At 73.4% G+C, this 23,250-nt stretch carries 20 protein-coding genes; 5 read left to right on the top strand and 15 right to left on the bottom strand.

Features of this window, described 5'->3' with window-relative positions; genetic code table 11:
• Positions 1–35 precede the first annotated feature (35 nt).
• On the bottom strand, positions 36–1,151 hold the full coding sequence (locus ACIGZJ_RS18605; RefSeq protein ID WP_396458214.1) for a hypothetical protein: 1,116 nt from the start codon (positions 1,149–1,151) through the stop codon (positions 36–38).
• A gap of 174 nt (positions 1,152–1,325) precedes the next feature.
• Positions 1,326–2,702 (bottom strand): transcriptional regulator, encoded by a 1,377-nt coding sequence (locus ACIGZJ_RS18600; protein ID WP_387942166.1) that lies wholly within the window; start codon positions 2,700–2,702, stop codon positions 1,326–1,328.
• 306 nt (positions 2,703–3,008) lie between these two features.
• On the opposite strand from ACIGZJ_RS18600, the gene ACIGZJ_RS18595 reads away from it, so the two are divergent.
• A complete protein-coding gene (locus ACIGZJ_RS18595) occupies positions 3,009–3,716 on the top strand; it encodes a bifunctional DNA primase/polymerase (protein WP_396458213.1) in 708 nt (235 codons plus the stop codon).
• A gap of 512 nt (positions 3,717–4,228) precedes the next feature.
• On the opposite strand, the gene ACIGZJ_RS18590 is transcribed toward ACIGZJ_RS18595, so the two are convergent.
• Positions 4,229–4,921: a metal-dependent transcriptional regulator gene (locus ACIGZJ_RS18590; RefSeq protein WP_396458212.1), complete on the bottom strand. Its 693-nt coding sequence runs from the start codon at positions 4,919–4,921 to the stop codon at positions 4,229–4,231.
• 221 nt (positions 4,922–5,142) lie between these two features.
• Between ACIGZJ_RS18590 and ACIGZJ_RS18585 the strand changes: the two genes are divergently transcribed.
• The 3 genes from ACIGZJ_RS18585 to ACIGZJ_RS18575 all read left to right on the top strand — a co-directional run bounded on the left by ACIGZJ_RS18585 (position 5,143) and on the right by ACIGZJ_RS18575 (position 7,901).
• Positions 5,143–5,907, top strand: a complete 765-nt coding sequence (locus ACIGZJ_RS18585; RefSeq protein WP_396458211.1) for an SIS domain-containing protein — start codon at positions 5,143–5,145, stop codon at positions 5,905–5,907.
• 213 nt (positions 5,908–6,120) lie between these two features.
• Positions 6,121–7,011, top strand: a complete 891-nt coding sequence (locus ACIGZJ_RS18580; RefSeq protein WP_396458210.1) for a DUF4231 domain-containing protein — start codon at positions 6,121–6,123, stop codon at positions 7,009–7,011.
• Positions 7,012–7,034: 23 nt separating this feature from the next.
• Positions 7,035–7,901 carry an alpha/beta fold hydrolase gene (locus ACIGZJ_RS18575; RefSeq protein ID WP_396458417.1) on the top strand — a complete coding sequence of 289 codons (867 nt, stop codon included), beginning with the start codon at positions 7,035–7,037 and terminating at the stop codon, positions 7,899–7,901.
• A 7-nt stretch (positions 7,902–7,908) separates the two neighbouring features.
• Here the strand turns inward: ACIGZJ_RS18575 and ACIGZJ_RS18570 are convergent, their stop codons facing one another.
• The 6 genes from ACIGZJ_RS18570 to ACIGZJ_RS18545 all read right to left on the bottom strand — a co-directional run bounded on the left by ACIGZJ_RS18570 (position 7,909) and on the right by ACIGZJ_RS18545 (position 15,618).
• Positions 7,909–8,886, bottom strand: a complete 978-nt coding sequence (locus ACIGZJ_RS18570) for a 2-hydroxyacid dehydrogenase (RefSeq protein ID WP_396458209.1) — start codon at positions 8,884–8,886, stop codon at positions 7,909–7,911.
• Between the two features lie 132 nt (positions 8,887–9,018).
• Positions 9,019–13,011 carry an FxSxx-COOH system tetratricopeptide repeat protein gene (gene fxsT, locus ACIGZJ_RS18565; protein WP_396458208.1) on the bottom strand — a complete coding sequence of 1,331 codons (3,993 nt, stop codon included), beginning with the start codon at positions 13,009–13,011 and terminating at the stop codon, positions 9,019–9,021.
• Complete coding sequence (locus ACIGZJ_RS18560) at positions 13,008–14,351, bottom strand: TIR-like protein FxsC (RefSeq protein WP_396458207.1); 1,344 nt, start codon at positions 14,349–14,351, stop codon at positions 13,008–13,010. Before ACIGZJ_RS18560 ends, fxsT begins: the two co-directional genes overlap by 4 nt.
• 432 nt (positions 14,352–14,783) lie before the next feature.
• Positions 14,784–15,014, bottom strand: coding sequence for a hypothetical protein (locus tag ACIGZJ_RS18555; protein ID WP_396458206.1), 231 nt, complete (start codon positions 15,012–15,014; stop codon positions 14,784–14,786).
• Positions 15,011–15,259: a hypothetical protein gene (locus ACIGZJ_RS18550; RefSeq protein ID WP_392940801.1), complete on the bottom strand. Its 249-nt coding sequence runs from the start codon at positions 15,257–15,259 to the stop codon at positions 15,011–15,013. Before ACIGZJ_RS18550 ends, ACIGZJ_RS18555 begins: the two co-directional genes overlap by 4 nt.
• A complete protein-coding gene (locus ACIGZJ_RS18545; protein ID WP_396458205.1) occupies positions 15,256–15,618 on the bottom strand; it encodes an ATP-binding protein in 363 nt (120 codons plus the stop codon). The genes ACIGZJ_RS18550 and ACIGZJ_RS18545 overlap by 4 nt, the downstream gene beginning before the upstream one ends.
• Before the next feature lie 358 nt (positions 15,619–15,976).
• Here ACIGZJ_RS18545 and ACIGZJ_RS18540 point away from each other — a divergent pair, with 358 nt between their 5' ends.
• Positions 15,977–16,171: a DUF397 domain-containing protein gene (locus ACIGZJ_RS18540; RefSeq protein WP_396458204.1), complete on the top strand. Its 195-nt coding sequence runs from the start codon at positions 15,977–15,979 to the stop codon at positions 16,169–16,171.
• Between the two features lie 55 nt (positions 16,172–16,226).
• Here ACIGZJ_RS18540 and ACIGZJ_RS18535 read toward each other — a convergent pair whose 3' ends face one another.
• The 6 genes from ACIGZJ_RS18535 to ACIGZJ_RS18510 all read right to left on the bottom strand — a co-directional run bounded on the left by ACIGZJ_RS18535 (position 16,227) and on the right by ACIGZJ_RS18510 (position 23,168).
• A complete protein-coding gene (locus ACIGZJ_RS18535) occupies positions 16,227–17,696 on the bottom strand; it encodes a glycoside hydrolase (RefSeq protein WP_396458203.1) in 1,470 nt (489 codons plus the stop codon).
• A gap of 185 nt (positions 17,697–17,881) precedes the next feature.
• Positions 17,882–18,625: an aminoglycoside N(3)-acetyltransferase gene (locus tag ACIGZJ_RS18530; protein WP_396458202.1), complete on the bottom strand. Its 744-nt coding sequence runs from the start codon at positions 18,623–18,625 to the stop codon at positions 17,882–17,884.
• 170 nt (positions 18,626–18,795) lie between these two features.
• The gene (locus tag ACIGZJ_RS18525) at positions 18,796–21,186 is read right to left on the bottom strand and encodes an FxsB family cyclophane-forming radical SAM/SPASM peptide maturase (protein WP_396458201.1); all 2,391 of its coding nucleotides are present in this window, start codon (positions 21,184–21,186) and stop codon (positions 18,796–18,798) included.
• A 63-nt stretch (positions 21,187–21,249) separates the two neighbouring features.
• Complete coding sequence (locus ACIGZJ_RS18520) at positions 21,250–21,381, bottom strand: hypothetical protein (protein ID WP_392940790.1); 132 nt, start codon at positions 21,379–21,381, stop codon at positions 21,250–21,252.
• Positions 21,382–21,674: 293 nt separating this feature from the next.
• On the bottom strand, positions 21,675–21,884 hold the full coding sequence (locus tag ACIGZJ_RS18515; RefSeq protein WP_396458200.1) for a hypothetical protein: 210 nt from the start codon (positions 21,882–21,884) through the stop codon (positions 21,675–21,677).
• 213 nt (positions 21,885–22,097) lie between these two features.
• Positions 22,098–23,168: an aKG-HExxH-type peptide beta-hydroxylase gene (locus ACIGZJ_RS18510; RefSeq protein ID WP_396458199.1), complete on the bottom strand. Its 1,071-nt coding sequence runs from the start codon at positions 23,166–23,168 to the stop codon at positions 22,098–22,100.
• Positions 23,169–23,250 lie beyond the last annotated feature (82 nt).

Here is a 23,250-nt window from a genome sequence, read left to right as displayed (position 1 = left end):
CCGGCCCGGGTGCCCCTGAAGGTACGCCCCCGGGCTCAGAGGTCGCCGTCGGTCCTGGTCGGCAGGCCGGTCTGGCCGGCCACGGCGTTCCAGAGGCCGGCCGCCTGCTTCTTGGCGGTGGTGGCGGTGCCACTGGCCTGGACGGCGTTCTTGTAGTGCTGGTTGTCCAGCTTCTTGGGGTCGCAGCCGGCCTGCGAGTCCCCGGCCCAGGCCGCGTACTCGTCGTCGGCCGTCGCCGAGGCCTGCCAGGCCTGGTTGAGCTGGTCCACCAGCTGCTGGCCGCTCGGCAGCTGGTCCGCCTTGAGCTTGGCGAGCTTCGCCTGGAGGTCCCGGCGCTTGCCCGCCGCCTCGGTCAGCACCTGCTGGGATTCGGGCAGCTTGTCGCACTTCTGCACCGACCCCACCGCGCCGATCACCGCCTGGCGGCTGTCGTTGGCGGTGCCGAGCAGGTCGGAGAGCGCCTGCGCCTGGGCCTTGGCCTCCGGGCTGACGGCGGAGGCCGCCGAACCGCTCGCGGTGGGCGCGGCGCCGGTGGTGGCGCCGGTGGTCACGGGGGCGGCCTGCTTGCCGTTGCCCGGCTTCTCGTCGTCGCCGCTCATCAGGACGGCGACCAGGATGCCCGCCGCCACACAGCCGGCCACCACACCGCCGATGACCAGCTTTCCGGAGGAGCGCCCGCCGCCCTGGCGGGTGGGGGCCTGCGCGCCCGGGTACTCCCCCGCCGGCGGGTACTCCTGGGCCTGCGGGTAGTCCTGGGCGGGCGGCTGGTAGGCCGGGTACGCCTGCTGCTGCGGCTGCGGCGGGTAGCCGGGCGCCGGGGCGGCCTGCTGCGGCATCGCCTGTGTCGGGTAGGCGTGGCTCTGGTCCTGGTACCCCTGCTGCGGGGCGCCGCCGGGGTACGGCGGGAGGTACTGCGTCGCCGGGGCCGGGTCGGCCGCCGGCTGCCCGCCGTAGGGGCCGCCCTGGGCCGGGATCCCCTCTCCCAGGTACTCCGGCTGGCCCGTCGGCGCACCGGGCGGCAGCGGCTGCCCGTGCGGGCCCGGCTGCACCGGCTGCCCCTGGGACGGCTGGGGCTGCTGACCGGGCTCCGGGCGAAACAGATCGTCCAGGTTGAAGTCACCCGAGTTGGGGTACGAGCGGCGCTGGCTCAACGCGTTTCCTCACCTGTGCACGACCGCGCGCTGACGGCGGACCACATCTCGTCGGTTCTTGGGAGCATCACAGTTCCTTGGACGTCGCGCCCACGCTACCGGTTCACCGAACCGGGTGACCACGTGGGCGGGACATCCCTCACCGGCCCCGCACGTACCGAGCCCCGGCGCTGATCAGGCGGCCTCCGCCTCCGCCCTGGCCTGGAACTCGCGAACCACCCGCTGCTCCCGGAACGGCTCCAGCCGACGGCGGAACTCGTCCAGGTACTCCACGCCCCGGTTGGAGCGCAGCCCGCTCAGCAGCCGCACCGCCTGCGCACCCGTCTCACAGGCGCGTTCCAGGTCCCGCTGCTGGAGCTGGGCCGTCGCCAGCAGGACGAGGTCCACCGCGCGGCGCCGGACCCTGGTCGGCGGGTGCAGGTCCAGCGCCCGCCGGGCGTAGTGCTCGGCCGGACCGGCCTGCTCCAAGTCCCGGTGGCAGTGGGCCAGCTCGTCGGCCAGGTAGGCGTCGTCGAAGTGGACGATCCAGTCCGGGTCGTCCTCCGGGCGGCGCCGCTCCATCGCCTCCAGGGCCTTGGCCGCCACCGCCTCGCAGGAACGGGCGTCCCCCAGCAGGGCGTGACCGCGCGCCTCGGCCGCGTAGAACATCGCCATCGCCGTCGGGGTGGCCACCGAGCGGGCGCCCTCCTGAGCGGCGCGGGCGAGTTGGGCGATCTCCCGCGGGTTGCCCAGGGTCGCCGCCAGGTGGCTCATCGAGGCGGCCAGCACGTACCCGCCGTAGCCCCGGTCGTCCGCCGCCTGGGCCAGCCGCAGCGCCTGGATGTAGTAGCGCTGGGCGAGGCCCGGTTGGCCGGTGTCCACCGCCATGTAGCCGGCCAGCTCCGTCAACCTGGCAACCGCCGCGAAGAGTTGCCGACCGGTCTCCTCCCGGTAGGCGCCGCCGAGCAGGCTGGAGACCACGCTGTTGAGGTAGTGGACGACCACCGGTCGGACGTGGCCGCTGCCGAAGCGGTGGTCCAGGTCGACCAGCATCGCGGTGGTCGCCTTGATCGCCGCGACATCGGTCGGGCCCACCCGCGGGCCGCCGGTCCGGGCCACCACCGGGTCCGGCGGGGTGATCAGCCAGTCCCGGCTGGGCTCGACCAGCGCGGAGGCGGCGACCGTGGCACCGGTCAGGAAGTCCCGCCGGCCGACGTCGCTGCGCCACAGCTCGCAGACCTGCTCCAGCGCGGCGTTCAGCGTCGGCGCGAACTGCAGCCCGATCCCGGAGCTGAGGTTCTTGCCGTCCGCCATGCCGATCTCCTCGACCGACACACCGCGGCCGAGCTTGCGGCCGAGCGCCTCGGCGATCACCGCCGGCGCCTGGCCGCGCGGTTGCTGGCCACGGAGCCAGCGCGCCACCGACGTCTTGTCGTACCGCAGGTCCAGGCCGTGCTCGGCCCCGCACAGATTGACTCTCCGTGCCAGACCGGCGTTCGAGCAGCTGGCCTCCTGGATCAACTGCTGCAGGCGCTCGTTGGGCTGTCGTGCGACAAGTGGTCTCGCGGCCATTGGGCTTCGCCTCCCCACACCCTCCGGTCCCGGCCGGCGGGCGACGATTCTGCTGATCTGTTGCCGACTGTCCGACCGTCCAAGGAATCTGACACCAGGTTAGCGATCAGCAACGCCAGCGGGATACCCACGGTGACGATCCCCACCCCCCACGCGCCCTGGGAAATGCTCCCGTGCGCCCCCACTGCGCCCGCCCCCGCCCACCCCAACTCGGTTGCCTCACCGGTTCGGGTGACATTGGCGCCAGGCTGAAGACCGGCTCCCGCGCGGCCGTAACCAGCCTCACGCACGGTAGTTGAGCAGCGCGTGGAAGACATCCCAGGAGCCCCCGACCAGGGCGGCAATGCCGAACTGCCCCCGCTGCTCATCGAAGCCGTCAGCTACGCCGAGAACCGCCACTGGGAGGTCGCCCCCGGCGCCTGGCTGATCGACGGCGACGGTCCGGCCCGCTGCTCGTGCGGCGACCTGCGCTGCCCACTGCCCGGGGCCCACCCACTGGACGCGGACTGGGCCCGCAAGGCGAGCGCCGGCCCGGGTGCGGTGCGCCGGTGGTGGACCGAGCGCCCCGCGGCGTCCATCCTGCTGCCCACCGGCCGCTCCTTCGACGTCCTGGACGTGCCGGAGGTGGCCGGCTGCCTGGCCCTGGCCCGGATGGAGCGGATGGAGCTGCAGCTCGGCCCGGTGGTCGCCGTCCCGGCCGCGCCCGGACGGGTCGGCCGACGGCTGCACTTCCTGGTGCTCCCCGGGGTGGCGGCCAAGCTCCCCGAGATGCTCCGCAAGCTCGGCTGGCCGCAGGGCCGACTGGACCTGGTGGCCCGCGGCGAGGGCGACTGGACGGTCGCCCCGCCCTCCCGGGTCGGTCCGTGCGGCTTCGCCCAGTGGGCCCGCTCGCCCTCCGCGCTGAACCGCTGGCTGCCGGACGCGGCCGAGCTGATCAGCCCGCTGGCGTACGCGTGCGGACGCGAGGCCCCCTCGGCGCAGCCCCAGGCGGCCCAGCCGGCGGCGGTGCACTGAGCCGACCGGTCCGGGGCCGACGGTGTGATTCACCGTCCCGTGGACGGCCGCCCTACGCCTATCGGGTGAGGGCGTGCACCGCGCGACACCCCGCGCGCGACTGACGGGCCTTGCCTCCCACCGGAGGCGGGGCCCGTCACACGTATGTCCGGATAAGGCTTCGGTGTACCCGCTGGTCAACGGCGAAAGCCCCTCGTACGAGTGACAACGCTCAAGGATTGCCATGATCTGCCGAGGGGAGAAATTCCACCGTGAGGGGACGCCGGAAGGGGCGCTCGGACGGGGAAGCCGGGCGGGGCGGTCGGGAGGGAACGGAGGGGACAGGAGGGGAACGGAGGGGAACGGAGGGGACGGAGGGGAGCAGGAGGGGCCGCGGGGGCGGTCCGCGGTACCGGCCGGGTTCGGGGTGGCCGGTGCCGCGGAGCGGGAGGGACGGGGAGGACGAGCAGGGCCCGGTACTGGGGAGTACCGGGCCCTGCTCGCGTCCTGCGCCGCGTCACGCCCGCGACGGGTCAGACCTGCGCCACGAACACGTGCGCGGCGATCTCCTTGCCCAGCTCCGCGGCGTTGTCGCCGCTGCCCACCAGCACCCCGCCGATCCCGGCGGTGACCTTGACCGTCGAGCCCGGCCGGATACCGGCCCGGCGCAGCGTGCGCATCAGGTCGCCGTCGGTCTGGATCGGCTCGCCGATCCGGCGGACCACCACGCTGGCGCCCGCGGCACCCGGCTGCACCGAGTCCAGCGAGATGAGCGCGGCGTCGAAGCCCTCGCCCTCGGCCTTGGCGTCACCCAGCTCGTCCAGGCCCGGGATCGGGTTGCCGTACGGGGACTGGGTGGGGTGGCCGAGCATCGCGAGGACCTTGCGCTCCACGGTCTCGCTCATGACGTGCTCCCAGCGGCAGGCCTCCTCGTGCACCTGCTCCCACTCCAGGCCGATCACGTCGACCAGCAGGCACTCGGCGATGCGGTGCTTGCGCATCACGCGCACCGCGAGCCGGCGCCCCTCCTCGGTCAGCTCCAGGTGGCGGTCGCCCGCGACCTGGAGCAGCCCGTCACGCTCCATCCGGCCGACCGTCTGGCTGACCGTGGGACCGCTCTGCTCCAGGCGCTCGGCGATCCGGGCGCGCATCGGGGTGATGCCCTCCTCCTCCAGCTCCAGGATGGTGCGAAGGTACATCTCAGTGGTGTCGATCAGCCCAGACATCGCCGCTGGCTCCGTTCCTCGGTGTCCTCACCGCCAATTCTGACGTACTGCGCAGACAACCGAGTCCGCGCCGGGGCCCCCGGGCCCGGTTTTCGTTCCTGTTGACAGCGGAGCCGCCGAGGCACCACGGTGCTCGCCGTAGCTTTCTCCACTGGCGGTCTGGACCACCCGGACCGCCCCACCCGGCCGGATCCCCCACCGGCAGAGAGCGAAGGCAACAGATGAGCGACCTGGTCGGCCGGTACTTCGACACCGCGATCGCCCACCTCCAGCGGGTCCGCACGGAGGAGGCGGAGAACATCGAGGCGGCCGCCGCACTGCTCGCGGAGGCGGTCTCCGAAGGACGCCGAATCTTCACCTTCGGCTCCGGCCACTCCTCGCTGGCCGCCCAGGACGTGGTCTACCGGGCCGGCGGCCTCGTCCCGATGAACCTGCTGAACGTCCCCGGGATGGCCGGGGTGACGGTGATGCCCGCGCCGCTCTCCAGCGCGCTGGAGCGGGTCTCCGGCCTGGCCACCACCACCCTGGACCTCACCCCGGCGACCAGCGGGGACCTGCTCTTCGTCATCTCGCTCTCCGGCCGCCAGGTGATGCCGGTCGAACTGGCCCAGTACGCCCGCTCGCGCGGCCTCAGGGTGATCGGCGTGACGTCGTTGGCGTACCCCGCCGAGGTCGCCTCGGCGCACCCCTCCGGCGGCTACCTCAAGGACCACTGCGACGTGGTGCTGGACAACAAGATCGCGGTCGGTGACGGCGAGCTGACCCACCCGGCCGCCGAGACCACCTTCGGCCCGGTCTCCACCATCGTCACCAGCGCCCTGATGCAGGCCGTGGTCGCCTCGGCGGTCGGCCGGCTGGCCGATGCGGCGGCGGCCGGCACCGGTGCCACCCCGCCGCTCTTCCGCTCCGGCAACGTGCCCGGCGGCACCGAGTGGAACGCCAAGCAGATGGCCGACAACGCGGACCGGGTCTTCTACACCTACTGAGACCGGTCACGGGGCGCGTACCGAGACCGGCGGCGGGGCGCGCCCCGCGGCCGACCGGCGCGAGTACCGCGATATGGGACAACCTCCGGGCCTTCCCGGCCATTGCGGCCGGACCGGGGGCGTACCGGCGGGCGGGCCGGGGCAGGACAGCGGTGCGACCGGAGCGACGGGTGGGGGCCGAGGATGGCGTCGGGTGCGGGGCCGATGGGGTGGGTGCGCGAGCGGGAGCTGCTGCCCGAGCTGTTCTGGGCCGCCGACTCGGCCTCCCAGCAGGGCCAGCGCCGGGCGGTCCTGCTCTCCGCCTGGGAGCTGGCGCTGCTGGTGGTCGCCGCCGCGGCGGGCTCCGCCGACGGCGGCCCCTGGGCCTGGCTGGCCGCCGTCGCCTACCTGGGCGCGATCGCCCTGGCCGTGGTGGTCAGCCGGCAGAACCCGCAGGGCCTCTGGTACGAGGGCCGGGCGGCCGCCGAGTCGGTGAAGACGCTGGCCTGGAAGTTCGCCGTCCGCGCCGACGCCTACCAGCCGCCCCCGCGCAGCCTGCCGGACGCCGAGGGCCTGTACAGCTTCCAGCTCGGGCGGGTGCTGCAGGCCTTCCAGGGCAGCCGCGCGGTGGGCTCCCCCGCCGGTGCCGAGATCACCGAGGCGATGCGCGGCCTGCGCGCCCAGCCGCTGGCGGTCCGCCGCGAGGCGTACCTCCAGGAGCGGATCCAGGTGCAGCACGACTGGTACCAGGCCAAGGCCCGGTACTGCGCGCGGGCCGGCTTCTGGACCGGGGTGCTGGGCGTGGTGCTGCCGCTGCTCGGCCTGGTGCTGGCGGTGCTGCGGGCGATGGGCGGGTTCGGCTACGACGCGCTGGGCACCGTCTCGGCGGTGGCCGCCTCGGTCACCGCCTGGTCCCAGCTGCGCCAGTACCGCCCGCTGGCCGCCGCGTACTCCCTGGCCGCCGACGAGTTGGAGCTGATCCGGACCCAGCTGACCCGGCTGGACGTGCGGGCGGCCGACGCGGAGGAGGTCTGGGCCCGACTGGCGCGGGACGCCGAGGACGCGGTCTCCCGCGAGCACACCACCTGGCAGGCCCGCCGCGAGGTCCGCGGCCGGGAGCACTGAGGAGGCCGCGCGTGGCGTTAAGGATGATCAAGACGGCGGACGGCCGCGCGCTCGCGGTCGAGATCCTGGGCGATCCGCGCGGGCGGCCGGTGTTCCTGCTGCACGGGACGCCCGGCAGCAGGGTCGGCCCGCACCCGCGCACCACCGTGCTGTACCGCCTGGGCGTCCGGCTGATCTCCTTCGACCGGCCCGGCTACGGGGACTCCAGCCGGCTGCCCGGCCGCCGGGTGAGCGCGGCGGCGGCGGACGTGCGGACCATCGCGGACGAGCTCGGGCTCACCGACTTCGCGGTCCTCGGCCGCTCCGGCGGCGGACCGCACGCGCTGGCCTGCGCCGCGCTGCTGCCCGACCGGGTCGCCCGGGTGGCCGTCCTGGTCAGCCTGGCGCCCCGGGCGGCGGTCGGCCTGGACTGGTACGCCGGGATGACCCCGTCCAACGTGCGGGCCTACCGGGAGGCCGAGCGGGGCCACGACCGGATCGCCGACGCGATGCAGTTCCGCTCCCAGCAGATCAAGGACGACCCGGTCAGCCTGCTCAAGGGCCTGCGGCCCGAACTGCCCGCCACCGACCGGGAGGTGGTCGCCGATGCCGGGCTGCGCCGGATGCTGCAGAGCAACTACGTCGAGGCGTTCCGGCACAGCGCGGACGGCTGGATCGACGACGTGCTGGCGTTCACCGCCGACTGGGGCTTCAAGGTGGAGGACATCGCGGTGCCGACCTGGCTGTGGCACGGCGCGGACGACCAGTTCTCCCCGGTCGAGCACTCCCGCTGGCTGGCCGACCACGTCCCCGGTGCCAGCCTCTTCCTGGAGCCCGGCGCCGCGCACTTCGGCGCCTTCCGGGTGATGACGGCGGCGCTCGGCTGGGCCGCCGGATCCGACAACCCGTAAAGCCGGGTCAGGCTGGGCCGGGGGTGCCGACCGGTGTCACCGGGGCGCCGCCGGCCAGCACCGCGAGGACGTTGTCGACGGCCAGGCCGCCCATCGCCTGGCGGGTGCGGACGGTCGCGCTGCCCAGGTGCGGGGCCAGCACGGCCCGTTCCTGGGCGAGCAGCTCGGCGGGGACGGCGGGTTCGCGCTCGAAGTTGTCGACGGCGGCGGCGAACAGCGCCCCCGACTCCAGGGCGGCGGCCAGCGCCACCTCGTCCACCACCCCGGCGGTCATGCTCACCACCACCGCACCGGCCGGCAGCAGGGCCAGCCGGTCGGCGTCCAGCAGGTGCCGGGTGGCGGCGCTCAGCGGGCAGGTGACCACCAGGACCTGGGACTGCGCGAGCAGGTCGTCCAGCGGCAGCAGGCGGGCGCCCTCGGCCTCCTCGGGCGGCAGCTCGCGGCGGTTGTGGTAGGCGACCGGCATGTCGAAGGCCCGGGCCCGGCGGGCGACGGCCTGCCCGATCCGGCCCATGCCGAGGACGCCCAGCGGGGTGCCGGACAGCTCCATCCCGAGCAGGAAGGTCGGCGCCCAGGCCCACGGGCGGCCGGACCGCAGCCACCGCTCGCCCTCGCCGAGCCGGCGGGTGGCGGCCAGCAGCAGCGCCCAGGCCATGTCCGCGGTGGAGGCGGTGAGCACGCCGGGGGTGTTGCTGACCAGCACTCCGCGCTCGGCGCAGGCCGCCAGGTCCACGTTGTGGTGGCCGACCGCGTGGTTGGCCACGATCCGCAGGCCCGGACCGGCCGCGTCCAGGAACCCGCCGTCCACCACGTCGTCCAGGGTGGTGATGACGGCCGACCGGCCCCGGACGGCCGCCAGCAGCTCGGCGCGCGCCATCGGCAGCTCCGAGTCGTGCAGGGTGGCCGCGTGGTGCGCGGTGAGCCGTTCGACCACCCCGGGCGCGAGGCGGCGGGTGACCAGGACCGGAGGCAGGGGCTCGCTCATAGGGCCCGAAGCATACGCGGCGTACGCCCCGGGCCCCCAGGCCGCGTCCGGGCCGCGTCCGGGCCCCGCTCGGCCCGCTCTCCCCGTCCTCCCCGCTCGGCCCGTCCTCCCCGCTCGGCCTGCCCGCCCCGCTCACACCGGCTGCGGCTCCAGGTCCCGGTTGATCCGCTTCCAGCCCCGGGCCGAGACGGTGTTGGGGTGCTCCTCGCCGAACTGGCGGATCAGCTCGGCGACCGACCTGGCCCGCAGCTCGGCGGCCTGGGTGTGTCGGCCGGCCGAGCGCAGGGTGACGGCCAGGTTGGCCTCGCAGGCCACGGCGTCCGGGTGCCGGGGCGTGTACCGCTCGCACAGGCCCGTGTAGGCCGCGCGCTCCAGCTCCTCGGCCCGGTCGAACTGGCCGTCGTCGCCGTAGGCGTTGGCGAGGTTGATCATCGCGTTCAGGGTGAACGGGTGCTCCGGTCCGACCGTGTTCATCAGCGAGTCGACCGTCGCCAGCCCGCGGTCGATCGCCTCCCGGACGTCCCCGCTGCCGCGCAGGTAGATGCCCAGGTTGTTGGCGCAGGCCAGGGTGAACGGGTGCTCGTCGCCGAACAGCCGCCGGTGGCCGTCGTACACGGTGACGGCGAGGTCGCGGGCCGCCTCCTTGTCGCCGGAGGCGCTGTAGTCGGCGGCGAGGTTGAGCGCGCAGGCCAGCGCGTCGGGCGCGTCGGCGCCGTACCGCTCCAGGTAGCGCTCGTAGGTCTCCTTGGTGATCCGGCGGGCCTCGGCCAGCTGTCCGGCCTTGCGCAGCGAGACGGCCAGCGACTTGGCGTTGCGCAGGTTCTCCGGCAGGTCCGGCTCCAGCACGTCGCCGAAGTCGGCGGTGACCTCCTGGAGCAGGTCCGCCGAGCCCTTGTAGTCGCCGAGTTCGCGCAGGTCGCGGGCGAGGTTGGACTTGGTGGACAGGGTGTACGGGTGGCGCGGGCCGAGGACGGCGGTGCGCCGGTCCAGGGTCTCGCGGTCCAGGTCGCGGGCGGCCTCGCTGTCGCCGACCAGCCGGAAGTCGATCGCCAGGTTGTTCGCCATGGAGAGCGTGCGCGGGTGGTCCTCGCCGAACAACTCCCGGAACTGGTCGAGAATTTCACGGTCCAGTTCGAGCGCCTCCTGGAACCGGCCGAGCGCCCGGCGGTCGGCGCCCAGCGAGCCGGCCGTCATCAGGGTGTACGGGTGGTGCTCGCCGAGCAGCACCCGCTGGCGGGCCAGGGTGGACTCGTCCAGCGCCAGGGCCTCGGCGTAGTTGCCCTGCGAGCGCAGGACGTTGGCGAGTTGGAAGCGCAGCAGCAGGGTCTGCCGGTCGTCGATGCCGAGCTTGCGGCTCCACTCGGTGTCCAGCGCGTGGCCGAGGTCGCGGGCGCGCTCCAACTCGCCGCGCTTCCACAGGTAGCGGACCCGGTCGATGAGCAGCTGACGGGTGTCGGCCTCGTCGCAGTTGTGCGCCTTGGAGGGCGAGAGGTGCGGCCAGATCTCGTCGAAGGCGGGCCAGTTGGCCGGGTCGTCGGTGTCGCCGAGCACCGGCCGGGCGCCGGTCAGGATGCGGTGCACCTCGTGCACGGCGACCTCCTGCTCGTCCTCGGTCATCTCGGAGCGGATCACCGCCTGGACCAGCCGGTGCACCTGGAAGCTGTTGCTGCCGGCGTCGACCTTGGCGAGCGCGTACCGGCCGATCGCCTGGATCACCTTGCCCAGCATGAACTTGTCGTTGAGGTCCTCGTCGTACTTCACCAGGGCGCGGATCATCTGGTCGCTGTAGAAGAGGTTCATCGAGATCGGCTCCGGCGCGAAGAACGCGCAGAGCTGCAGCAGTCGGACGGCCGCCGGGGACTGCGTGCGAAGCCGGGCGATGGAGACGTTCCAGGTGGCGCCCACCGGCGTCGGGTAGTCGGCCGGGCGGGCGACGGCCAGCGCCCGGGCGGCCTCGGCCTGCAGCTGGGAGACGTAGGTGTCGACGGGCGTTCCGGTGGTGTCCAGCCAGGCCGCGGCGACCTCGACGGCCAGCGGCAGGTCGCCGACCGCCTCGGCCACCCGGTCGGCGTCGGGGCGGGAGAGGCCGCGGGCGCGCCGGCACAGGTGCTCGACGCTCTCGCCGCGGGTGAAGACGTCGACCTCCAGTGCCTCCGCGTGCCCGGACCAGGCCTGGTTGCGGGAGGTGACCAGGATGTGGCCGGAGCCGCCGGGGAAGAAGCGGCGGATCTCGGCGGGCTCGTCGGCGTTGTCGAAGATCAGCAGCCAGCGCGCGGTCGGGACCCCGCGCCGCAGCGCCTCCCGGGCGGCCTCGGCGGCCTCGGTGACCGAGTCGCCGACCCGCAGGCCGAGCCGGCGGGCCAGTTCGGCCAGCGAGGGGGCGACCAGCTCGGTCTGCTCGGCGTCGATCCACCAGACCAGGTCGTAGTCGGACATGAAGCGGTGCGCGTACTCCAGTGCCACCTGGGTCTTGCCGACGCCGCCGAGCCCGTACAGGGTCTGCGGGGTGGGCAGCACGGCGGCCATCCCGCCGCGCAACTGGTTGCGCAGCTGCTCCAGGACGGCGGCGCGGCCGGTGAAGGAGGGGTTGCGCGGCGGCACGTCCCAGACCTGCGGCTTGCTGCCGGGGAACCGCGGGCCGGTGCCGGTGGTCTCGGCGAGCGGGACGTCCGCGCGGCCGAGCGCCCGCAGCAGGGTCTGCACCGACTGCGTCTCGTCCCGGCCGACCAGGTCGACCGGGTTGCGGTTGCTGAACGGCGCGGTGAGCCGGACGTCGCCGACCCGGACGGGCACCAGCTGGCGGCGGGTGCCGGACGGGTCGGAGCTGACCACGGACTCCCAGAGCGCGCGGGCCTGCGGCGAGCGCTGGTAGGCGGGCGAGAGCACGGCGACTGTCCGGTAGGCGGCGTCGATGCCCCGCTCGGTCTCCTGGCGGGGGTCCGAGCCGGCGCTCAGGTCCCGTGGCAGGACCCGGAATCCGGCCCGGGTGAGGACCGACTCGATCCAGTCCGCCCACATCCGGTCCTCGGGCACGTAGGAGAGGTAGAGGTCGGCCGGGACGGACGGGCGGCGGCGGGTGAAGGCGTCCACGTAGCGCAGCCGCACCTCCTCGTCGACGGCCGGCAGCGAGTTGGCCCGGCCCTCCGTGATCATGCTGGTCAGCCGCTCGCAGGCGGCCAGCATCGAGGTCGGGGCGCCGCCCTGGTCACCGAAGGTGGCCAGGATCTCCTCGTAGGCGTAGAACGGCCGGTACGGGATCTCCACCGAGCCCCAGTAGTGCGCGAGGTCCTCGCCGGCCAGGCCGGCCGGCAGCCCGTCGAAGCGGATCCTGGCGAGCGCCCGGCCGGCGTCCGCCTTCTCCTTCTCGCCCTCGTCGATGCGCATCGGGACGGGCAGGATGCGGATGCCGCGCTCGCGGTAGCGGTCGTGGATGTGCTGCGCGATCCGGGAGGCACCGTCGATGGACTGGTCGCTCAGGGTGAAGCAGACCACCAGGTCGTCGGGCATCTGCACGGTGCAGATCTCGGCGATGTCGGAGAGGCCGGTCCGGGAGTCGATCAGGACGTAGTCGTAGCGCTTGCTCATGTCGGCCCGCAGGGCGTCGAAGAACTGCCCGCCGTCGAACCGGTCGTAGAAGATGTCCCAGTCGAGGTGGGTGACGGCCTCGGAGTAGTCCCGGTTGAACTGGCCGGCGGAGAGGAAGTCCAGGCTGCCGCCGGCCGGGAAGAGCGGCCAGGCCAGCGAGAGCGCGTGCGGGTGCACCCGGGCGAAGTCGAGGTGCCAGCCCTCGGCGTGCTCGACCGGCCGCAGCGCCTCCTCCCGGTACTCGGCGATCAGGTCCATCATCCCGGTGGTGCCGGCCAGCACCGCCGGGTCGAGGAACGGGTGGAAGAACTTGGCCAGGCCCGGCGCCTCCAGGTCCCAGTCCACGGTGAGCACCCGGAAGCCGTTGGCGGCCAGGATCCAGGCGGTGTTGGCCAGCGCCATGGTGCGGCCGGTACCGCCCTTGTACGAGTAGAAGGTGATGATCCGGCCGTTCCGGTCCTGCTCCGCCTCCCGCTGGGCGACGAACTCGGCGGCGCTCAGGCCGCCGACCCGGAGGTTCCTGGTCTTGTTCTCGCTCATGTGATTCCTCCCCCGGGCGCCCCGTCGTCCGGGTGGTCGCCTCCGTGGCGTTCTGGGTGGTCGTCATCGAACGGCGCGGGCCCGTCGTGCCCGCGCCGGAAGGCGTCCCGCAGGTTGGGTCGGGGCGGCGCCGGCTCCTCCGGCTCGGTCCTGGTCCGGCCCTCGAAGGCGTACTTGGCCTTCATCGCGGCCCGGGGAAGAGCGTCGTCGAACTCCTCCAGGCTGGTCAGTCCGGGCGACCCGCCCATGGCGCCGATGAAGCTCGGCCGGCCCGCGCGGCGGGTGATGCGCAGCGCCTGGTCGCTCAGACCGCCCAGCTCGCCGTGCCGCTCCTCGCACTCCGGGTCGTCCAGGTTCCACGGCTCCAGGACGCTCACCCAGGTCGCGTCCGACCGGTCGAAGCGCCGGACCAGGTCGCGGCGCTGCTCGTCCCGCAGCGCCCAGCGGTCCAGCAGGAGCAGTCCGGGCGCGGCGGCCTCGCCCCCGATGATCGCGTCGGCCTCCTCCTCGAACTCGTGCACGGTCGGCTGGAACCCCAACTGCCGTGCCAGCCGGACGGCGTGCTGCGCGATCGGGGAGCCGGCCGGGCGGTAGGGGTGCCAGTCGGTGCGCTTGGCGCCGTAGTAGTCCGGGTTGCGGTCCGCCGGCACCTCGCCCTGGTGGTAGGAGAGCACGGAGATCCGCAGCTGCTTGGTCGGCGCGGTCACGTTGAACGCGCTCGGCAGCCCGTTGAACTCCAGCCGCCGCCCGACCGGGATCACCGTCTCCTCCGCCACCTGCACGATCCGCGCCGCCAGCCGGTGCACCGCCAGCTCGTACGCGGACCGGAAGTAGGTGAGCTTCATCAGCGCGTAGAGGCCCTCGGTGGCGTAGTCCGGGCCGAAACTGGCGTGGTTGAACTGGAGTTCGCTCGCCACCTCGGGCAGCCGGTAGCGGCTCATCGGGGCCCACAGGACCGGGACGATGCCGCTGGTCCGCTCGGAGTCGATGTTCGCCGGGTAGACCGGCCGCCGGGTGAAGGAGTGCCACTCCTGGCCGCACGGAACGCTGTTGAAGTAGCGCGGCGAGTACAGCGGCACGAACACCCGGCAGGTGGCCAGCTCCTCGGAGAGCCGGTCGGCCCACAACTCGCCCTGGTGCATGGACTCGTCCATGAACCCCACCTGGACGCCCGCGGGCACGGTGGTCAGCTGGAGCACCGCCTCGCACAGGTCGCGGTACAGCTGCCGCACCCAGTGGTTCGGGTCACCGGCCCCCCGTGCACCGGCCTTCGGGGTGTGGGCGTAACTGAGGAAGAAGTACGGCCGGGCTGCGTCCTCGTCCCAGCCATGGTCGTTCACACGCGCCTCCCCCTGGCCCGCCGGCAACCTGATTCCCGCAGTCCCCGCACGCGGGGCTTCAGTGTAGGAACGACTGAGGGGCTAATGGAATAGCACATCGACCCGGGCGAGTTGACATGGCTGTAACGATCGGGGGCGCACGGCCTGCACCGGTAGCCGCCCCGGCGCACGCGGCAGCAGCCTTCACTCCGGCCGGCGAGGCCCACAACTCCTCACCCGTTCGAATTGCGCGGCGCGAGGGCAGTGGTCGAACGCCCCCTCGGCCATGGGCGTGGTGGCGGGCCTCGCCGCGGTCGGCGAGGCCCGCAGGTCACCCTCCTCCGGCGCCCTCCGGCGGACCGGGCGGGTCGGCCCGCTCGCGCACCGACCTCGTCAGCACCTGACCGGTCCCGCCGACAACGGCCGCCACGATGATCAGGATCAGCAGCCCCGTCACGCCGCACCGCCGGACGCGAGGGGCTTCCCGCATCGCCATCCGAGCCGCCAGGCGAGGCCGTGCATCAACTCCTCCCCCTGCGCCCGGGTGAGCCGGAACAGCAGTTCCCCGTCCGGCTCGGCGTTCACGGGCTCGTCGACCGCGAGCCGCACCTGCACCGGCAGGTCGCAGGACGGTTCGACACCGAGATAGGGGACGGTCGTGGTGCTGCCCGTGGTGCTGCTCACTGCCGACCACGCTCCCGCCTGAACTCGCGCAGGAGGGCGAGGAGGTTGATCACGGTGCTGGTCGGGCCGTTGCCGAAGGAGACCAGCACCCGGCCGTCGACGACGCTGTGGGTGGTGGCGGAGGGCAGCAGGATGCCGAACTCCCGCCCCTCGGCCTGGAGATCCGCGATCATCTCGGCCACCTGGCGCTCGGTGAGCAGGCGGATCCCGGGGTCGGCCGGCTCGACCGGCTGGAGGGCGCTCACGCGGCGCAGTCCAGCTCGAACCAGATGTCCTTGCCTCGCTTGCGGGGCTCGGCACCCCAGCGGTGGGTGAGGCCCTCCACCAGCTGGAGGCCCCGCCCGGACTCGGCGAGGTCGGCGGGGGTCCGCCGTTCGGGGAGCTCGGAGCTCTCGTCGGAGACGGAGACCCGCAGCGTGCCGCCGAGGAGGACGACCAGGACCACCGGGGAGGCCGTCCGGCCGTGCCGCCAGGCGTTGACGATCAGCTCGGCGAGGGCGAGTTCGGCGCCGAAGATGGCGTCCTGGTCCCAGCCGCCACGCGTCATGGCGTCGCTCAGGGCCCGCCGGGCGAGGGTGAGGGAAGGGGTGTTGAGGTTACACACGGGGAATCTCCCTGCGGTGTAGAGGGGGCACACCTGGAGGGTCTGTCGCCGTGAGCAAGCTCGGGGCGGGGTTGGAGGCGCCGCATACGAGTGCTCTTCGGTGCCCGGGCAGCCGGTACCAACTGCCTTGATCCTGGACGTTACTGACAATCCGTCCGATGAATGGCGTACGAGGACTGTAGCGATATGGGGTCGTCGGGGATCCTGAAGCACTAGCCTCGTTCCGGCGGAAGTTCGACCAGCTCAGGAGCTTGGCACTTCCCCCGCTGAACGCGACCGCCGCCTCACCGTCGCCGGCCTTTCGGGACTCATGGGGCCTGATCCAGCACATCCGCTACAAGGTTCAAGGAAGGTAGCCGTGAATCAGCTCAACTGGCAGAAGTCCAGCTTCAGCGGCGAGAGGGCCAACTGCGTCGAGATCGCCACGGACGGTGACCTCGTCCATATCCGCGAGTCGGACGACCCCTCGAACGTTGTAACGACCACCAAGGCGAAGCTCGACGCCTGGATCCGCGGCGCGAAGGCCGGCGAGTTCGACCACTTCGCGCGCTGACCCCTCGCGCCGGCGGCTCCCGTGCTCTCACGGGAGCCACCGGTGTCGTTCCTGGCTACCGGTGGATTCCGGAGACCTCGAAGGTCTGCACCGAGCGCGCCGGGAACTGCGACCAGAAGCGGCGTCCGCTGATCCGCGTGTCCAGGCGGTGCTCGTAGCGCCTGCCCCCGTCAAACTCGGTGCACCACCGGTCGACCATGGTCCCCTCCGCGGGGATCACGCCGAACCGGGAGAGGTGGACGTCGATCCACTGGGTGTCCCCGCTGTTCACCACGACCACGACCAGCTTCCCCGCGTCGTCGTCGTAGGCCGCCACCACGTCCGGATGCCCCGCGTCGATGATCCGCATGCCGGGCCGGATGTGCCGGGTGTAGTGGGCCAGGACGAAGAACTTGGTGTTGACCGCGGAGACCTCCGAGCCGTCGAACCCGATCGCCCCGTAGCCGCCCGTGTCGAGGATCTGCCAGTAGACGAAGGCGGTCGCGTGGAGCTGCCGCAGCTCGCGGTGGATGTTGTCGGCGAGGAGGCCCCCGTCGGCGCGCCAGTCCGTGTACTCCGACTGCCAGATGCGCTTCCCGGCCGCCGCGGTGGCCGCGTACAACGGCTCGCGCGCCTGGCCTGGGGAGTAGCCGTGCACGTTGACCTTGTCGATCCGCTGCCGGGTGTCGTCGTCGAGGGCGTTCCAGGTGGACAGCGCCGAGTCGTAGTTGTACTCGTCCAGCCCGGCCACCTGCATCCAGCCGAGGCCGCGGACGTCCAACTGTGTCCGGGTGTGCGCGATGAGCTCGGCCTGCTGGGCCGGGGAGAAGTGGCAGCCCTCCTGCTGGTGGCCCCACGAGGAGTGGCCCCACCGCGCCCCGGGTTCGTTGACCGGCTGGACGGAGGAGAAGTCGATCCCCCAGTGGTCGTGCGCGTAGCGCGCCACCGTGGCGAGGTACACGGCGTGCCGCCCGAAGTCGCGGTCGTTGAGGTTGCAGTCCCCGTCGTCCGCGCCGAACGGGTCGTTGTTCTTCAGCATCCACCACATCGGCGAGTTGGAGAACAGTTCGAAGACGTCCGCCCCGCGGTCCCGGGCCAGCCACATCATGTCGCGCTGCCGGGCGTCGGCGTTCCAGTTCCAGCTCGACGAGCCCGGATCGTCGCTGTACCAGTCGAGTTGGTATCCCTCGATGTGCTTGTAGTCGTCGATCACGGGCGCGGGCGCCATCGTCCGGCCCTCGATGCTGTTGGTGCCGGAGGCACCAACGTTGTACCGCACGATGTTCAGGCCGAGGCCCGGCACGGTCTGGCCGAGGAGCTGCGTCTGACCGCGCCCGAACAGGGCGTCGGCGAGGGCCGGGTCGGGCCCCACGTGCTTGGCCCACCAGCCGAGCGACGTGCCCCAGCCCTCCCAGACGCCCCAGTCCGTCTGCGGGTCCACCATCGTGGCGAAGTCCGCGCGGGCCGTCCCGGCCCCCAGCGCCATACCCGCCGCACCCGCCGGCAGCGCCGCGAGAGCGCGCAGCATGCTTCGACGACTGATCATCGAACCCTCCCCAGGACTCCGTCGGCCCCTCCCCAGGGCGACGAAGTCGATCTTGCACCAACCGCACGGGAGACTCAATGGCTCCCGGGCACACCGCCGACCGGGCCCTCGCCGGCCGGGCCCGCCATCGGTTCAAACGGTGCGAACCGCACGCGCCGGACCAGCGCAGTGAGGCGGGTGAGGTGTCAGACCGCCGTACCGCGCCGGCGGTGGAGGATGTCGGTGGCCAGGTCGACCGCCTCGCGGACCGGCACGAGGCGGCAGCGGGCGCCGCCGATGCGGCGCTCGGTCACGCCCACGGCCTCCCGCAGCACTTCGCTCCCCAGCTCGGCGAAGTGGAGGTCGTCCAGGTCGGGGGCCTTGAAGGAGATCCAGCCCTGCGGGCCCGCGCAGCGGTACTCGCGCAGCGGGACGTCGGGCATCCGCTGGTCCGCCAGGTGGAAGGCGGTGAAGCGGGACATCGGGACGCCGATCATCACCACCTGCGCATCGAGGTCGTAGAGCCGGCCGAGCGGGGAGTCCGGCCCCAGGTGGGAGGTGAGCTCGTGGGTTCGGGTGATCTCCCGGGCGAGCGCGCCGAGCGCGCCGAACGAGGTCTGCGGGTGCGAGCTGCGCCGGGCGCCCGCGCGGGTGCGGATGTGCTCGGAGAGCGCGCCCATGGTCTCCGAGCAGGGCGTGGTGGCCGGGTCGAAGGGCGGCATCCCCGAGCGGTAGGCGTCCACTTGGGACGGGGAGAGGCCGGCCGTCGCGGCCGCGTGGATCCGGGAGGTGGCGGAGTTCTCGGGGGTGGCCGTGTAGGCGACCAGGGTGCCGCGGGCGGGGGCGTCGAGGGCGTGCAGCAGGGCGTCCACCACGGTCGCGGCGCCGCCGGGGACGGGGCCCAGGGCCCGCAGGGAGGCCTGGACGTGGACGACCGCGCCGGGGCGCACGCCGAGTTCGGTGAAGTGCTCGGCCAGTTCGGTCTTTCCGAGGACGCGGGGTTCGGTGAGGATGACGGTTCCCCAGGGTGAGGGCCCCGGGTGCGGGGGCCCGGGGCGGGTGGGCGGTCAGCTGCGGTGCTGCGGCGCGGTCAGCAGTGGCGCGTTCAACGGTGGTGCGGTCAGCCGTGGACCACCGCCGTCGCGCGGGCCGCCCGTTCGGCGGCCGCCGGCAGCGGGACCTCCAGCCAGGGGGAGATCGTCCCGCGCATGCCGTCGGTGAAGCGCAAGCCGAGCGCGGTCAGCGAGCCCGACCCGGCGAGCCGTTCGACGGCCTCGGCCGTGTAGCGGCGCCACAGGGCGAACTGCAGGCGCGCATGGTCGGCCGCCGCGCCCGGCAGGCCGTCGTAGGCCAGGGTCCGGGTGCCCCAGAACTCGGTGACCGCCAGGTGCGCGTAGGTGCCCTGGAGCAGCCCTTCGAGCGGCCGCGGGTCCGGGCGCCAGGGGGCGAGGTACAGCGAGTCGTCCGCCGGGTCGTAGAGGTCCATCAGGTCCAGCACCGCGCCCAGCTTGACGTGTTGGAACTCGTGGGCCAGCAGCAGTCCCAGGATCGGCGCGGTGGCGGGCCTGGCGATGCCGACCGCCCCGAAGGCCTGCCGGGCCGCCGCGCTGAGGTCCCGCCCGGCCGGTCCGGGCCGCAGCGGGGTCACCGTGGTCAGGCCCGCCCGGACGCCCTCGGCGTAGCTCGGCAGGTGGTGGCCGAGCAGCTCCCAGGCCTCGCGCAGCGCCCCCGTCCAGTTGAGGCGCTCGGCCTCGGACAGCCGCTCCGCGACCGGGTGGTCGTGGCTGTCGCGCTGCGGGTCGGTGTCCTCCAGGGCGACCGTCCAGCCGTCGGCCAGCCGGACCCGGTGGACGGGCTGCCAGCGCGGGTCGGCCCGGGTGATCATCTCGCCGGAGGCGGTGCGGACCGTGAAACCGCCCGCCGCCCCCGTGACGACCGCGTCCCCGTCCGGGAGTCCCGTCAGCCGTCCCAGGGTCGGCAGTGCCAGCACCCCGCCCCGGACGGGCACGGCCAGCGCGTCCCCCTGCCCGGCCCGGACGGCCGCCGCGGCGGCCAGCGCGGCCAGCGGCCCGAGGCCCGAGCCGAGGTCCCCCGCGAGCCGCCGGGCCGCCCAGGCCCGCGCGTACGGATGGGCCAGGACGGCGTCCAGGGCCGCGGGTGCGGTGCGGTCGAGGGTGGACAGCTGGTCCCACGCGGCCGAGTGGCGCAGGCCCGTGGCGCCCCAGGCGGCGGCCAGCATGGCCCTGGTCAGGGCGAGTTGGGAGCGGGCCAGGGCCAGGACGGTGTCCGCGGCGCCGTGGCCGCGGGCCAGTTCGTCGAGCTGCTGCCCGGTGAGCGCCGCCGGCACCACCGGTTCGGTTCCCTGCGCGGGCACGGCGGGCAGCGGGTTTCCCCGGCCGGCGATGCCGTTGATGAGCGTCATGAGGTCCCCGCAGTAGACGGAGGGATGGTCGAAGCCGCCGCCCTCATCGTCGTCGCGGTAGCGGTGGGCGTACAGACCGCCTCCGCAGGACCGCACGACGGGACAGCCGCGGCAGGTCTCGCTCAGGCCGTCGAGCCCCGCCTGCCGGACGGCGATGCCGGGGTGCCGGGCGACCTGGTCGAGGCTGTGGGTGAAGACGTCGAGGCCGGTCGCGGGCGCGCCGTCGTAGGCGGTCTTGAGGCTGTCCGCCTGTTCGAAGGTGCCGTCCGTCTCCAGCACCACCAGGTCGGACGGCTCCAGGCCGAGCGACTCGGTGAGGCTGGTCAGGCCGCGGAGCGTGCGGTGGACCGATTCGAACGTGCGGACGGCGAACGGGCGCCCGTCCGCCTCCCACCGGTCGTAGACCGCCAGCAGCCAGTCCGCGTAGGGAGCCTCCCCGGCGTCGGCGGGACGTTTCGGCGGCTCGTCCCAGGTGGCGTGCGGCAGCAGGAAGTCGACGGCCGGGGGCTGGAGTTCGGCCAGCGCGCGGTAGACCGCGACCGGGTCGTTCTCGACGTCGATCGTGCAGAGCAGGCCGGCGAACAGGTGCCGGTACGCGGGCAGCCGCAGCAGGCCAACGGCCCGCAGCACCTGGGGGTGGCTGCTGCGGCCGTCGGCGTAGCGGCGGTGGCGGTCGTTGGCCGCGCGGTCGCCGTCCAGCGAGACGCCGACCTTCACGCCCAGTTCGCCGAAGAGTTCACAGAACGCTCGGCTTAACAGCACCCCATTGGTGTGGATGCGAACGTCCAGGGCGCAGTCGGGCGCGAGCGCCGAGCGGAACGCCTCTACCGCACGGCGCAGCCGGTCCGGGCCGGCGAGCAGGGGTTCTCCCCCGTGCAGGACGACCCGGACGGCGGACAGCCGGTGCGTGGCCGCGTGCTCGCCGATGCGTTCGGCGGCCTTGTCCAGGACCTGGTCACCGATGACCTTGGGCCGCCCGCGCCAACTGGTGTCCGCGTGCTCGTAGACATAGCAGTGATCGCAGGCCAGGTCGCAACGGCTGTGCATCTTGACCACGAATTGCGTTAATGGCTGCGGAATTCGCGTCATCACAGGATCTGATTCAATTGGATTCGCTCTGGGGAAACCCGGGCCGGTAAAAGAACGGGTCGGTCAGATCGAGGAATTGAAGGCCGCGACCGAGACCAGACCGGAGTCCGCCCCGGGCAGGGCGCGGCGCAGCCGGGCGGCGAGCTCCTCCGCACCCAGCGCGGCCAGGTCGGCGAGCGAGGGGCGATCCAGCATGTCCTGAGGGTCCGTCAGTTCGCTGGTTGGCCGGGTGCTGGTTACCGGTGTCATATTCGTTCCTTCTGGCGCGGTTAGGCCCTGGCGAGGATGGGTAGCCTCGGTCGACCAATCTAGCTCCAGCAGGGCTCGTGCGATGCCCATGCGCGGCAGCTTCGCCGGGCAAGTTGGCATCCGCCCAGGAACTGGGCGCCTCGTTGCCCAAAATTCACCCGTTCAGCGGTCGCGCACTCGCCGTTCCACGCGCCGAGAGGCCTTCCGGGCCGGTGGATCCGGCCCGGAAACCCCCTCACTCAGTGCTGGCCGAGGTATCCCCAGGCCTCGGTGACGAGTCGGCTTGCCAGCGTGCCGGCGGCTCCGGCGCAAGCCGCGAGGACCATCGCCTCGCTGATCCGGCGCAGCATCGTCGGCCGGCGCGGGCCGCCCGACGGCTCCGGGCCCGGATCCGGCCTCGAATCCGGCTGCGACTCCGATTGGTCGTCCTCGCTTGTACCCTGGTTCATTGGGGTGCCCCTCCTGGTAGAGACCGGTGCTCAAGGGGGGCCCTGTGGCTGTCAGGCGGCAACCTGACCAGTCGCCAACAGGGCTCCCCGTTCTTTTTCCTGACGGGAAATGAGCCACTATTTCGGTGACCGCGGCGCCGCGCTCCATCCCAATTATATCCGGGGAACCATGTGAACTGCCGGTCCGTCACCCGACCGGTGGACGACCGCCGCTCACTCGAACCCCTGTACCGTCCGCGCGAGTTCCGCGGTGAACTCCAGACCGGCGGCGGTGAGTTCCCCACAGCTCGCCAACGTGGCGGCGGCGATGCCCGTGTGCACCCGCCATCGGGCGAACTCCCGTTCGGCCCGGGCCCGGTCCGGCGTACCGGCGGCCAGCTCGCCCCGCCAGAAGTCCGCCACGCCCAGGTGCGCGTAGGCGCCCTGCAGCAGGGCCCCGACCGGGCGGAGGTCCGGGCGCCAGGGGGCGTGGTAGACGGCGGCTCCGTTGGGCTGGTGGAGCGGCACGAGGTCCAGCAGGGCGCCGAGTTGGACGTGCAGGAACTCGTGTACCAGGGCCAGCGCCAGCAGTACCGGGTCGGCCGGGAGCGAGGCCGCGACCGCGCCGTACGCCCGCCGGGCCGCCGCGCTGACCGCCGACCCGTCGGGAGCCGGGTGCAGCGGCACGAGGGTGCCGACGCAGGCCGCCACCGCCTCCGCATGCCGGCGGTGGCGGCGCACCAGGATGCGCCACGCCTGCGCCAGCATGGCCTGCCACTCGGCGAGTTCGGCCGAGGTCAGCGGCCCGGCGACCGGTCGGCCGTAGCCCGCTCGGCGCGGTCCCTCATGGTCGATCACGGGCGTCCAGTGCAGCCCGTCGCACTCCAGCGCCACCGGCTCCCCCGCGGGCCCGCCCCGGACGAACTCGCCCAGTGCCGCGAGCGGTACGGCCGCACCGGCCGCCAGACCGCGCAGGCAGTCGGCCGCCCAGGCGTCCAACTCCGGGCGCAGCAGGGCCCGCTCCCAGCCGCCCCGGTCGCTCGACCGCAGGGCTCTGAGCTCGGTGTAGGCCGCCGCGAAGGCGTCCTCGCCGGGCGGCAGCGCCCGCCGCAGCGCCAGCAGCAGCAGCGCCCGTTTGCTCAACTGCCCGGCGCGCAGCAGCCGTACGGCCTCCGCTCCACCGCGGGCCGCCGCGATCGCCCGGAAGACCTCGCGGTCCACGCCGTGCCGCGGCAGCCCGGCCGCGGCTCTGGCGCCCGGCACCCCGGCCGCCACCGCCTCGCCCGCACCGGTGTCCACACCCATCGCCCGCTCTCCCGTCCCTCGCCCGTCCCGAATCAGCAGCCCGTTCCGAAGCAGCAGCCCGCCCCGAATCAGCAGCCCGTTC

Source organism: Kitasatospora sp. NPDC052868 (genome assembly GCF_044547105.1).
Lineage (GTDB): Bacteria > Actinomycetota > Actinomycetes > Streptomycetales > Streptomycetaceae > Kitasatospora.
This window is presented reverse-complemented; position numbering and strand designations above follow the sequence as displayed.

Coding starts and splice junctions, on each gene's coding strand:
- ACIGZJ_RS18510 (WP_396458199.1), bottom strand. CDS start 23,168: ATGGGTGTGGACACCGGTGCGGGCGAGGCGGTGGCGGCCGGGGTGCCG.
- ACIGZJ_RS18515 (WP_396458200.1), bottom strand. CDS start 21,884: ATGAACCAGGGTACAAGCGAGGACGACCAATCGGAGTCGCAGCCGGAT.
- ACIGZJ_RS18600 (WP_387942166.1), bottom strand. CDS start 2,702: ATGGCCGCGAGACCACTTGTCGCACGACAGCCCAACGAGCGCCTGCAG.
- ACIGZJ_RS18570 (WP_396458209.1), bottom strand. CDS start 8,886: ATGAGCGAGCCCCTGCCTCCGGTCCTGGTCACCCGCCGCCTCGCGCCC.
- ACIGZJ_RS18535 (WP_396458203.1), bottom strand. CDS start 17,696: ATGATCAGTCGTCGAAGCATGCTGCGCGCTCTCGCGGCGCTGCCGGCG.
- ACIGZJ_RS18520 (WP_392940790.1), bottom strand. CDS start 21,381: ATGCTGGATCGCCCCTCGCTCGCCGACCTGGCCGCGCTGGGTGCGGAG.
- fxsT (WP_396458208.1), bottom strand. CDS start 13,011: ATGAGCGAGAACAAGACCAGGAACCTCCGGGTCGGCGGCCTGAGCGCC.
- ACIGZJ_RS18590 (WP_396458212.1), bottom strand. CDS start 4,921: ATGTCTGGGCTGATCGACACCACTGAGATGTACCTTCGCACCATCCTG.
- ACIGZJ_RS18585 (WP_396458211.1), top strand. CDS start 5,143: ATGAGCGACCTGGTCGGCCGGTACTTCGACACCGCGATCGCCCACCTC.
- ACIGZJ_RS18525 (WP_396458201.1), bottom strand. CDS start 21,186: ATGACGCGAATTCCGCAGCCATTAACGCAATTCGTGGTCAAGATGCAC.
- ACIGZJ_RS18575 (WP_396458417.1), top strand. CDS start 7,035: ATGATCAAGACGGCGGACGGCCGCGCGCTCGCGGTCGAGATCCTGGGC.